This window comes from Micromonospora tarensis (assembly GCF_016803395.1).
In the GTDB taxonomy this organism is placed as follows: Bacteria; Actinomycetota; Actinomycetes; order Mycobacteriales; family Micromonosporaceae; genus Micromonospora; species Micromonospora tarensis.
This window is the reverse complement of record NZ_JAEVHL010000209.1, coordinates 1-11,606: the sequence shown is the minus strand read 5'-3', so window position 1 is coordinate 11,606 and position 11,606 is coordinate 1. Positions and strand designations below refer to the sequence as shown.

General features: G+C 72.2%; 10 protein-coding genes, 2 tRNA genes and 1 pseudogene. 6 read left to right on the top strand and 7 right to left on the bottom strand.

What is annotated here, in order from left to right; all coding sequences use genetic code 11:
- A partial coding sequence (locus tag JM949_RS27925; RefSeq protein WP_238434016.1) for a DUF5931 domain-containing protein occupies nt 1–766 on the bottom strand: 766 nt, incomplete at its 3' end.
- A gap of 120 nt (nt 767–886) precedes the next feature.
- On the opposite strand from JM949_RS27925, the gene JM949_RS27920 reads away from it, so the two are divergent.
- Nucleotides 887–1,342 (top strand): ATP-binding protein, encoded by a 456-nt coding sequence (locus tag JM949_RS27920; protein WP_203151184.1) that lies wholly within the window; start codon nt 887–889, stop codon nt 1,340–1,342.
- 27 nt (nt 1,343–1,369) lie between these two features.
- Here the strand turns inward: JM949_RS27920 and JM949_RS27915 are convergent, their stop codons facing one another.
- Nucleotides 1,370–2,308, bottom strand: a complete 939-nt coding sequence (locus JM949_RS27915) for a ribose-phosphate diphosphokinase (protein WP_203151183.1) — start codon at nt 2,306–2,308, stop codon at nt 1,370–1,372.
- Between the two features lie 77 nt (nt 2,309–2,385).
- On the opposite strand from JM949_RS27915, the gene glpK reads away from it, so the two are divergent.
- On the top strand, nt 2,386–3,870 hold the full coding sequence (glpK, locus tag JM949_RS27910) for a glycerol kinase GlpK (protein WP_203151182.1): 1,485 nt from the start codon (nt 2,386–2,388) through the stop codon (nt 3,868–3,870).
- Between the two features lie 16 nt (nt 3,871–3,886).
- On the opposite strand, the gene JM949_RS27905 is transcribed toward glpK, so the two are convergent.
- The gene (locus JM949_RS27905; protein ID WP_203151181.1) at nt 3,887–4,720 is read right to left on the bottom strand and encodes a phosphoribosylaminoimidazolesuccinocarboxamide synthase; all 834 of its coding nucleotides are present in this window, start codon (nt 4,718–4,720) and stop codon (nt 3,887–3,889) included.
- 139 nt (nt 4,721–4,859) lie between these two features.
- Here JM949_RS27905 and JM949_RS27900 point away from each other — a divergent pair, with 139 nt between their 5' ends.
- A complete protein-coding gene (locus JM949_RS27900) occupies nt 4,860–6,257 on the top strand; it encodes an ABC transporter substrate-binding protein (RefSeq protein WP_309232360.1) in 1,398 nt (465 codons plus the stop codon).
- Here the strand turns inward: JM949_RS27900 and JM949_RS27895 are convergent.
- Nucleotides 6,199–6,447 (bottom strand): hypothetical protein, encoded by a 249-nt coding sequence (locus tag JM949_RS27895; protein WP_203151180.1) that lies wholly within the window; start codon nt 6,445–6,447, stop codon nt 6,199–6,201. The genes JM949_RS27900 and JM949_RS27895 overlap by 59 nt on opposite strands.
- Nucleotides 6,448–6,609: 162 nt before the next feature.
- On the opposite strand from JM949_RS27895, the pseudogene JM949_RS37850 reads away from it, so the two are divergent.
- Together JM949_RS37850 and JM949_RS27885 are read left to right on the top strand one after the other, a co-directional pair.
- Nucleotides 6,610–8,136 (top strand): annotated as a pseudogene (locus JM949_RS37850) (S8 family serine peptidase); the annotation flags it as partial.
- A gap of 473 nt (nt 8,137–8,609) precedes the next feature.
- Entirely contained in the window at nt 8,610–10,406 is a 1,797-nt protein-coding gene (locus JM949_RS27885) for a PA domain-containing protein (protein WP_309232359.1), read from the top strand.
- A 120-nt stretch (nt 10,407–10,526) separates the two neighbouring features.
- Here JM949_RS27885 and JM949_RS27880 read toward each other — a convergent pair.
- From JM949_RS27880 to JM949_RS27870, 3 genes are all read right to left on the bottom strand, one after another.
- Nucleotides 10,527–10,600, bottom strand: a tRNA-Met gene (locus JM949_RS27880).
- A 136-nt stretch (nt 10,601–10,736) separates the two neighbouring features.
- Nucleotides 10,737–10,810, bottom strand: a tRNA-Met gene (locus tag JM949_RS27875).
- Nucleotides 10,811–10,867: 57 nt separating this feature from the next.
- Nucleotides 10,868–11,377, bottom strand: coding sequence for a hypothetical protein (locus JM949_RS27870; RefSeq protein ID WP_238434013.1), 510 nt, complete (start codon nt 11,375–11,377; stop codon nt 10,868–10,870).
- Nucleotides 11,378–11,387: 10 nt separating this feature from the next.
- Between JM949_RS27870 and JM949_RS37845 the strand changes: the two genes are divergently transcribed.
- On the top strand, nt 11,388–11,606 hold a 219-nt coding region (locus JM949_RS37845), incomplete at its 3' end, for a hypothetical protein (RefSeq protein WP_238434012.1).

The following is an 11,606-nucleotide window of genomic DNA, read 5'->3' as shown; positions in this document are numbered from 1 at the left end:
ACGGTCGACCGCGGCGCCGTCGGTGTCGTCCGGGTGCTGGCGGCGGCCGGGCCGGTGCCCGGCGAGTCAGCGCCCACAACGCGGCCTCCTGCTCGCCGGCCAGCCGGGCCAGCTCGCCGGCCTCGCCGGGCAGGTCGGCACCGCGCCGCTGCACCAGCGCCAGTACCTGGAGCACCGAGTCGTGAATGCCCCGGGCCAGCCGTTCCCGCTCCCGGGTGGCGGCCTCCAGCTCCACCGCGCGTTGCAGCCGCTCCTCGGCGGTCGCCGCGAGCCGGGCCACGTGCCCGACCACCACTCCGGCGAGCAACATCAGGATCACCCCGGTGAAGGACGACTGGCCGATCCGCTCCCGGGTGGCCAGGTCCGCGCCGGCGACCAGCAGCGCGGCGACCGTCCCGCGCCGACGCCCGCCGGCGACGGCCCAGGCCAGCACCGGGCCGGCCATCCAGGCGACCCCCATGGTGGGTACGCCGGTGGCGAGCGCCGACCGACCGACCACCCACGGGGTGGCCAGCACGACGGCCAGTACCACCCCGAGGTCGGCCAGCAGCAGGGGCCAGCGTCGCCAGGCCGGGCGGGCGTACCCGATCGCGGTCAACCCGGTCCAGGCGATCATCACCAGGATCAGGGCACCGACGGCGTACGGGTGGGCGTACCGGTCGGCGTCGCGCACCGCGAGCGCGCACACGTACGCCAGGGAGGCCAGCCGGAAGACGGCGAGCGCACGCCACAGCGGCACCTCGAATCCACCTGGCGGCGACGGCATGGCGGTCAGGATGCCACAACCGGGCCAGCCGCACGGCGAGCAGCGAGTGCGGTACGAGAAACCCTGACGTACGGTGGAAAAGCCGCGAAATACTCCGAGATCCGCCGCCGGGACGGGCCCATGTCGAACGCAGATCCGCACGCACCGCGTACGGTTGTGCCCATCGAACCTGCCCTCCTGATCGCTGACGCCTTTGACCAGGCCCAGGTGACCGAGATCCGACACTCGGTCACCTCCTGCGCGCATGCCTCCGGCCTGAACGGTCAACGGCTGGACGACTTCGTGCTCGCGATCAACGAACTGATCACCAATGCGGTTCGGCACGGCGGTGGGCGGGGCTGGCTACGACTCTGGCAGGAGCCGGGTGTGCTGGTCTGCGAGATCGCCGACCACGGGCGCGGCATCAGCCCGCAGCGGCTGGGCGACCGCAGCCGTCCGGCCACCAACACCGCCGGCGGCTGGGGCCTCTGGCTGGCCCGCGAGCTGACCGACGCGATGGAGGTCGCCACCGGGACGGCCGGCACCACCGTCCGGGTCAGCACCACCCTCACCAGCCGCGACCGCACCCCGGGTTGACCCCGGCCCGCCGGAAGCGGGGGTGGATCAGGCGAAGAGCGCGGAGACGGACTCCCCGTTGTGAATCCGGCGCATGGCCTCGGCCAGCGCGGGAGCCACCGACAGGACCTGCAACTTCGGCACCCGCTTGGCCGGCGGGATGGGCACCGTGTTGGTGCAGACGATCTCCAGGACGCCGTCCTGGTCGCTGAGCCTGTTCAGGGCGTCGCCGGAGAAGAGACCGTGCGTGCAGGCGAGCCGGATCGACCGGACCCGCAGACCGCGCAGGTGCTCCATCAGTTCGACCACCGTGCTGCCCTTGGCGATCTCGTCGTCGAGCACGATGACGTCCCGGTCGGCCACCTCACCGATCACCGCGCTGATCTTGACCAGGTCGTCGCTGAACCGCTGCTTCGCGCCGGCCGCGACAGGTGTGCCCAACAGCCGGGCGAAGGCGGCGGCCTCCTTGGCGTTGCCCAGGTCGGGCGAGACCACCACCGTGTTGCTGAGGTCGTAGCGCCGGAAGTGGCTGGCCAGCTCGCGCAGCGCGTGCAGGTGGTCCACCGGCACGCTGAAGAAGCCGTGCACCTGCGGCGAGTGCAGGGTCAACGCGAGGACCCGGTCGGCCCCGGCCGAGGTGAGCAGATCGGCGACGAGCCGGGCGCCGATCGAGATCCGTGGCGCGTCCTTCTTGTCGGAACGGGCGTACGCGTAGTGCGGCAGCACGACCGTGATCCGGCCGGCGGACGCCCCCCGGGCGGCGTCGATCATCAGCAGCAGCTCGACCAGATTCTCCTGCACCGGTGGCACCAGCGGCTGGATCAGGAAGACGTCCCGCTCCCGGCAGTTGGCCTGCAACTGCACTTCCAGGCAGTCGTTGGCGAACCGGGAGACCCGCACCGGGTGCAGCGGCACCCCCAGGTGGGCGCAGATCTCGGCGGCCAGGTCGGGATGGGCGGTTCCACTGAAAACGGCGATGTCGCGCACGTTCGCACATGGTAGGCGACGCGCAGGTCGACGTGACGCCGGTCGCACCTCGCCGCCGCTGCGGGTACGGTGCTGCGGTGACCCCCCAGTACGTCGCCGCCATCGACCAGGGCACCACCTCCTCGCGGTGCATCGTCTTCGACTCCGCCGGGGACATCGTCGCCGTGGCGCAGCGCGAACACCGGCAGATCTTCCCCCGGCCCGGGTGGGTGGAGCACGACGCCGAGGAGATCTGGGAGAACGTCCAGCAGGTGGTCGCCGAGGCGCTGCGGGCCGCCGGCACCGACGCGGCGGGGTTGGCCGCGGTCGGCATCACCAACCAGCGGGAGACCACAGTCGTCTGGGACCGGGCCACCGGACGCCCGATGGCCAACGCCATCGTCTGGCAGGACACCCGCACCGGGCCGCTGCTACGCGAGCTGGCCTCGGGGTACGGCGAGGAGCGGTTCCGGACCCGCACCGGCCTGCCGCTGGCCACCTACTTCGCCGGGCCGAAGCTGCGCTGGCTGCTCGACGAGGTCGACGGCCTGCGCGAGCGCGCCGAACGCGGCGAGGTGCTCTTCGGCACCGTGGACAGCTGGTTGATCTGGAAGTTGACCGGTGAGCACGTCACCGACGTGACAAACGCCAGCCGGACCATGCTGATGGACCTCACCACCCTGGACTGGGCGCCGGAACTGCTGCACGCGATGGGCGTGCCGGCCGCGATGCTGCCGGAGATCCGCTGCTCCGCCGAGGTGTACGGAACGGCCACCGGCGTGCTCGCCGGAGTGCCGGTGGCCAGCGCCCTCGGCGATCAACAGGCCGCCCTGTTCGGGCAGACCTGCTTCCAGCCGGGCGAGGCGAAGTGCACCTACGGCACCGGCAGCTTCCTGCTGCTCAACACCGGGGCCAGCCCGGTCCCGTCCACGCACGGCCTGCTCACCACCGTCGCCTACCGGATCAAGGACCAACCCCCGGCGTACGCCCTGGAGGGGGCGATCGCGGTCACCGGCTCGCTGGTGCAGTGGCTCCGGGACAACCTCGGGTTGATCTCCACCGCCGCCGAGGTGGAGGAGCTGGCCCGCACCGTCGACGACAACGGCGGCTGCTACGTGGTGCCGGCGTTCTCCGGGCTGTTCGCCCCGCACTGGCGCAGCGACGCGCGGGGCGTCATCGCCGGCCTGACCGGCTACATCACCAAGGGGCACCTGGCGCGCGCCGTGCTGGAGGCGTCCGCGTGGCAGACCCGCGAAGTGGTCGACGCGATGAACGCCGACTCCGACGTGGCGTTGCGCCGGCTCCGGGTGGACGGTGGAATGACCGCGAACGCCCTGCTCATGCAGTTCCTCGCCGACGTGCTCGACGTGCCGGTCATCCGTTCCCGGATCACCGAGACCACCTGCCTGGGCGCGGCGTACGCGGCGGGTCTGGCGGTCGGCTTCTGGCCGGACCTGGCCACCCTGCGCGCGCAGTGGCGCTCCGACGCGCAGTGGGAGCCGGCGATGGCCCCGGAGCTGCGCGAGCGGGAGCTGGGTCAGTGGCGCAAGGCCGTGCGGCGCACCCTCGACTGGGTGGAGTGACCGCCCGCCCCGGCGGTCACTCCCAGCGGTTGCCGGTCAGCTTCTCGTAGACCTCGACGTAGCGGGCGCGGGTCGCCTCGACCACCTCGGCCGGCACGTCCGGCGCCGGGCTCTGCTTGTCCCAGCCGCCGCCGGTGGCCCAGTCCCGCACGTACTGCTTGTCGTAGGAGAACTGCACCCGCCCCGGCTGGTACGACTCGGCCGGCCAGAACCGCGACGAGTCGGAGGTGAGCAGCTCGTCGGCGAGGACCAGGGTGCCGTCCGGCGCCCAGCCCAGCTCGATCTTGGTGTCGGCGATCAGGATGCCCCGGTCGGCGGCCAACTCGGCGCCGCGCCGGTAGATGTCGAGGGTGAGCTGCCGCAGCCGTTCGGCGGTGTCCGGACCCACCTTCGCCACCACGTCGTCGAACGTGATCGGCTCGTCGTGCTCGCCCGCCGGTGCCTTGCTCGACGGCGTGAAGATCGGCTGGGGCAGGATCGACGCCTCGCCGAGCCCCCGGGGCAGCGCCACGCCGGAGACCGCGCCGGTCCGCTCGTACTCCCGCAGGCCGCCGCCGGTCAGGTAACCACGGGCGACACACTCGACCGGGATGATGTCCAGCCGCTGGCAGCGGATCGCCCGTCCGGCGACCTCCGCGGGCACGTCGGTGGCCGAGATGACGTGGTTCGGCACCAGGTCGGCGAGCTGCTCGAACCACCAGAGCGAGAGCGCGGTGAGCAGGCGACCCTTGTCCGGAATCGGCGTCGGCAGCGGCACGTCGTAGATCGAGATGCGGTCCGAGGCCACCAGGATCAGGTCGTCGCCGTCGGCGTAGACGTCCCGGACCTTGCCCGAGTGCAGAAGTTTCACGCGCCCTAGTACACCACGCGAGATCGGAACGGCCTGATTCGACCACCAGGCGCAGGGGTGACCGGACGGACGTTGACACCCCCGTGCGCCGCCTGCGTGAATGGTCCGACCGCCACCCTCGCAGGTCCAGGAGACCCCCGTGCCCGTTGTCCGACCCCCGATCGACCGCCTCGGCGCCGAGCCGGGCCGGCGTCGACTGCTCACCGCGCTGCTCGGCGCACCGCTGCTCGCCTCCGGTGGGCTGGCGGGATGCAGCGACCGCGCCGCCACCTCGGCCCCGGACGGGCCGGTGGAGCTGTCGGTCTTCTGGTGGGGCGGGGCCAAGCGGGCGGAACTCACCGAGAAGGTGCTGCGGCTCTACTCGGCGCGTAACCCCCGGGTCACCTTCCGGGTCACCTGGCAGGGCGCCGACGGCTACTACGACCGGCTGGCCACCCAGGCCGCCGGCGGCAACGTACCGGACCTGATCCAGCTCGACGACGCCGTACTGACCGAATACACCCAGCGCGAGATCATCCTCGACCTCACCGATCCGGTCGCCGACCACCGCCTGGATCTGCGCGGACTGCCGGAGGGGCTGATCCGCTACGGCACGGTCGAGGGACGGACGATGGCGGTCGCTGCCGGGCAGACCCACGCGAGCCTGGTCTTCAACCGGGACCTGCTCCGGGATCTGCGGGTGCCGGAGCCGCGCTCCGGGATGACCTGGGCCGAGTACATCTCCTGGGCCGAACAGGTCACCGAGGCCAGCGACGGTCAGGTGGCCGGCACCGTGGACCCGTCCGGTGACTACCGGGCGCTCTGGCTGTGGCTCCGGTCACAGGGCGGCGAGCTGTACCGGGGCAAGCAGCTCGGCTTCGGCGTGGAGCAGCTGATCGCGTGGTTCGAGATCTGGCAGCAGGCCCGCCGTGGCCGGGCCACCCCGGGCGCGGCGCTGGCCGAGCCGGCCGACAGCGGCGAGCCGGCCCGGCAACTGGTGGTCACCGGACTGACCGCCGCGTCCTTCGCCTGGTCCCACCAACTGCCCGAGTTGCAGCGGCTCACCAAGGCCGAATTGGGCGTGGTGGGCCTTCCCGGGCCGCCCGGCGTGCAGTGGCCACGGGCGTCGATGTACTGGGCGGCGTTCCGCGGCACCCGGCACCCGGACGCCGTCATCGACGTGATCAATTTCCTGACCACGAACGGGGAGGCCGGCACCATCCTCGGCCACGAACGCGGCCTGAACGCCAGTCTCGCCGTCCGCCGCTACGCCGAGGGCAGCATCACCGACCCCGCCCAGCAGCGCGCCGCCGCGCTCGGCACCGTGCTGACCGACCAGCTCGGGCCGCTCCGGCGCCTCCGCCGAAGGGCCACGCCCGGGTGCGTACCCTGCTGGTCGACGCGGCGGAGAGCATCCGCGTCCGACGGGCCGGCACCCGGGCGGTGGCCACGCGTTTCCTGGCCGAGGCGAACGCCACCCTGGCGGAGTGACAGGCCGGTCAGCGAGGTGGACCGCCCCGGCGGTTGCGCATCAGGCGCAGCACCAGGAAGACGATGATCGCGACCACCACGAGGCAGCAGAGCAGCGGAAGGATCCCGAAGCCACCGCGGCCTCGCCGCCGGGCGGCCTCCACCACCAGTTCGCCGGTACCCGTGGACGCCCAGGCCGCGACGGGCACGAAGACCGCCAGCACGACCGCACCGAAGACCGCGCTGAGGCGGCCCCACCACTTACCGAATGAAGACATGGGCCCATCCTCGCCGAAGGACGCAACCTCGGCACGTTGGTCCGCGCGAATCATGGGATCGAGATCGTCCCGGTAGGACGCCGGTGCGCGCAACAGAGCGGCAACGTCCCGGCAAAGACGATGATCTTTACATGAATCTCCGAAGGTGATCGGATTCGCTCCATGGTCATCCCTGGAGGCGATGTGCGGCTCTCTCTCACCCGAAGATCTGCGGCAGTAGCGGTAGGCGTCACCCTCGTCGCCGCAGTTCTGACCCCGACCGCGGCGCACGGCGCGCCATCCGCCCCGCCGCCGCCGACGACACCCACCGGCGCCGGGACCGGCAACGCGCAACGCACGCCCGTCACGGTCACGCTGATCACCGGCGACCGGGTGACGGTGACCCCGGGCGTCCGTGGCGCGACCCCGTCGGTGGACATCAGACGCGCGCCCGGCGGCACCGGCTCCGTCCGCATCTCCACCGAGGGCGGCGACACCTATGTGTACCCCGACGAGGCGCTGCCCTACCTCGCGACCGGTCGACTCGACAAGCAACTCCTGAACGTCACCCAGCTCATCGCCCAGGGGTACGACGACGCGCGAACCGCCGAACTTCCCCTGATCGTCACCCGGACGACCGGCTCGGCGAAGCTCAGGACCGGCGGCACCCTGCCGGGGGCGCAGACGACCCGGGAACTTCCCTCCGTTCGTGGTGAGGCGATCCGCACCCGCCGGTCGCAGGCCGCGGACTTCTGGTCGGCCCTCACCGGCGGTGGAGAGCACGGCGGTCGGTCGCCGTCCGCCCGCGGCAGTGGCACGTCGACACCCTCCTACACCGCCGGTGTCGACCGGGTGTGGCTCGACGGCAAGGCGAAGGCCGCCCTCGCCGACACCACCGCGCAGATCGGCGCGCCCGCCGCCTGGTCCGCGGGTGGCACCGGCAGCGGTGTCCGGGTCGCCGTCCTGGACAGCGGAGTGGACACCACCCACCCCGACCTCGCGCCGCGGGTGGTGGCGTCCCGCAGCTTCATTCCCGGTCAGGACGTGATCGACCGGAACGGGCACGGCACCCACACCGCCTCCACCGTCGCCGGGACGGGCGCGGCCTCCGGCGGCAAGGAACGGGGTGTGGCTCCGGACGCCGACCTGGTGATCGGCAAGGTCCTCGACCAGAACGGCAGCGGGTCGATCTCCGGAATCATCGCCGGCATGGAGTGGGCGGCACGGGCCGAGCACGCCAAGGTGATCAACATGAGCCTGGGGGTGAGCGCCTGGCACACCCAGGACGACCCGCTGAGTCAGGCCGTCAACCAGCTGACCGCCGAGACGGGCGCGCTCTTCGTCGTCGCCGCCGGCAACAGCGGGCCCGACCCGTACACCCTTGGCGCGCCGGGCACCGCGGACGCCGCGCTGACCATCGGCGCGGTGGACACCTCCGACCACCTGGCGGACTTCTCCAGCGTCGGCCCCCGGCTGAACGACGAGGCGCTCAAGCCCGACCTGACCGCCCCCGGTGTGGACGTGTTGGCGGCGCGCTCGCAGCACATCCCCTGGGGCGAGGGCTACTACCGGGTGGACAGCGGCACCTCGATGGCCGCGCCGCACGTCGCCGGGGCAGCCGCCCTGCTGGTGCAGAAGCACCCGGGCTGGAGTGCGCAGCAGATCAAGGACGCGTTGATGAGCACCAGCGCCCGCACCCCCGACTACAGCGCCTACCAGGCCGGCAGCGGCCGGCTGAACGTGGCCGCCGCCTACCACCAGGACCAGGTCATCGCGACCGGCTCGGTGGACGCCGGGCTCGTCGGCTGGTCACCGGGCAGCACGCCACAGCCGATCACGCGGACGATCACCTACACCAACACCACGGCCGACCCGATCACGTTGGACCTCTCCGTCGACGCCGGCAGCACCGCGCCGACGTTCACGGCATCCGCCGAGCGCGTCACGGTGCCGGCACGCGGAACCTCGACCGTCGATGTCGTGGTGGACCCGGAGGGCGTCCCCGCCGGCCGGTACTCCGCCCAGGTCACCGCCCGCTTTCCGGCCGGTGCGGTGCACACGGCCGTCGGGGTCGCCGTCGAGTCCGAGAAGCACGACCTCACCATCCACCTGCGGGACCGCGCCGGCCGGCCGATGAGCGGCGAGGTCGAGGTGGTCAACGCCGAGACGGGCTCCGCCTTCATGTGGGTACCGGACGGAAAGCTCACCAGCCGGCTGGCGCCCGGCTCGTACACGGTCGTCGCGGCGGCGGACGTGGAGGGTCTGCACGGGCCCCGTTCCCTCGGGCTCGCGATGCTGACCGCCCCCGAGGTCGACCTGACGACCAACCGGGTTGTCGAACTCGACGCCGCCCGGGCCCGCCAGGTGCGGGTCGCGACACCCCAGCCGACGACCGTCGCGCAGAGCAGGATCGACGTCTACCGCTCCTTCACCTCAAGCGAGCCGACCCCCACCGACTGGAGTGCCCTGCGCGAGACCTTCTGGCCCGGCGCCGGCTACGACAGCCTGTGGGCCTCCCGACGAGGGACCGGGTACGCCAGGGCAGTTTCGTCTTCACCACCAGGATTCGCGCCGAGCAGACGCCACTGGCGATCAGCTACGCCGGTCGTCGCCTCAGCGACCCACTCGGGCAGCCCGGCTCAGCTCCACTGCCGGACGGCACCTCGCGCCTGGACGCCGTCTTCGCCGGCGCCGGCGCGCAGGCCGACTACGCCGGCGTGCCGGCCCGCGGCAGGGCGGTGGTCGTCCGCGCCACCGAATCGGTCAGCCCCACCGACCAGGCCGCCGCGGCGCACACCGCCGGCGCGGCGATGCTCGTCGTGGTCAACGACCGTGCCGGCCGCAGGAGCGACTGGTACGGCAACCCCGACGCGGTGACGACCGGGCCGCTCCCGGTCGCCTCGGTGACGATGGACGAGGGCGAGGCGTTGATCCAGCGGATCACCGCTGCCAGCCGTCCCACCGTCCGGCTGGTGATCGTGGCGCACCCCTCGGCGAAGTACCTGTACGACCTGGTGGACTACCACCAGGGCGGGGTGCCGGAGGACCCGTCAGCCCGGACCGGCCCCGGCGACCTGGCCCGGATCGACCTCACCTTCTCCCCGCCGCCGGGGAAGCAGGCCAGCGAGACCCGGATGGACTTCCCGCCGTACGAGTACGCCGCGGCACGTCCGTTCCCGTTCGAGCCGGTCGCGCCGGGGCCGCGTACCGACTGGGTGTCGGCGGGCGGCGGCGTCAAGTGGAGCCAGTACGCCGACGTCGCCGACTGGGCCCGGTCCAACACGGAGGCCATCGCCTACCGGCCGGGCAGCGTCCAGCAGGACCGCTGGTTCGGACCCATCACCCGGCCGCGGCTGCTCAGCACCGAGATCCCGTTCCGCGGCGAGACCGCCATGAGCGCCTACATCCAGGGCTTCGGCGACGCGGGTTCCGCGCACAGCGGTGGCGCCAGCATGCCGCAGGTCGTGACGTTCTACCAGGGCGACAAGCAACTGACCCGGTTCGACGGCTGGCCGGAGGTCGGCGCGGGTGACCTGTCGCCGGAGAAGCTGCCGTACCGGCTGGAGGTGGAGACGACGGGCAAGCCCGAGTTCAGTCCGTACTCGACCGCCACGCACACCGAGTGGAGGTTCGTCTCCGGTGGCGGCCCTGACGTGCAGGCGATCCCGCTTGTGCAACTTGACTACCGGACGGACGTGGACCAGGCGGGCCGGGCGCAGCGCCGGAACGACTTCTCGATCACGCCGGTGGTGGTCGGCAGCAGCGCGGCCCGGGACGCGGTGTCCGCACTCCGGTTGGAGGTCTCCTACGACGACGGGACGACCTGGCAGCGGCAGGACCTGAGGGAGCAGAAGGGCAGCTGGCAGGCGTCGCTGAACGCGCCGCACCGGGCCGAGTTCGTGTCGATCCGGGTCACCGCCGAGCAGCGCAACGGTGGCGGTGTCACCCAGACCGTCACCCGGGCGTTCGGCCTGCGGTGACACAGGCGACGGGGCCGGCGCCGACGACGCGCCGGCCCCGTCGCCCCTCGTTCGAGAAGGGCAGTGAAACAAGTCCGGCCCCCACCTGGGTGGGGGCCGGACTCGTAGCACCTTCAGTTGTAGCGGGGACAGGATTTGAACCTGCGACCTCTGGGTTATGAGCCCAGCGAGCTACCGAGCTGCTCCACCCCGCGTCGGTTGTTAAACCATAACCCATCCGCCCCGACGATGATCAGCGGGGGTCACCAACCGCTGCGACCATTCGCGCCCGGAACGTCGAAAGCCCGCCCCGGCGCTCCCGGGACGGGCTTCGAACTGGTGTTTCTCTCGTAGCGGGGACAGGATTTGAACCTGCGACCTCTGGGTTATGAGCCCAGCGAGCTACCGAGCTGCTCCACCCCGCGTCGGCTCGATAACCGTAGCGCACCGACCCGGGGCACCGCAAAACGACTCCGATACCGCTATCCGTCGAGCCACCGCCCGATCGCCGCCACCGCCCGCCTGCTGTCGGCGTCGACCTGGGATCGTTCGGCCGTGGTGTGCTCCCAGCCCTGCTCCCAGAGCACTGTCACCACGTCGTGTACCCGGACCGCCCGAACCAGCCGAACCTCCTCGGTGCCCGGCTCGCCCAGCCCGTCCGGGATCGGAGCCCGCATCTCGAACAGCACCGACTCGTCCCCGTACTCCCCCGAGACCAGGAGCCGCTGCCGCCACATCCGGCTGTCGTCGGGCAACCTCTGGATGGGGCAGTCACGAACGGCCTGCCGCAACTCCCGCAGCGCGTCGTCGGCCCGACCCGTCCGGTAGATGGTGATGGTCTGCCGGTAGCTGCCGTCCGGCACGTTCCCCACCGGTGTCTCCGGCAGCTTGTAGGCCAGGTACCGGCCACGGCGCTGCAGCACAGCGGCGTCGCCGGGGTGATCCGCCGCACAGAGCGTCGGCAGCGCGGGGCCGTCCGCCTCCGACTCCATTCCGGTCCGGTTGGCGGTCGCCAGCACGAAGAAGGCGCGGTCCGGGATCGAGGTGGGCGGCCGGAGTGTCCCCGGTCCGGTGGCCGACCGGGACGGCGTACCGCTCGGGGTGGTGCGCGACGGCGTCGGTGGCGGTGGTGTCGACGCCGGGGACGGCGTCGGCGACGGTCGGGGAGTCGACCCGGTCGGCATCGGGCCCGGCAGGTCGGCGGGCGGCGGCGGCGCGGAG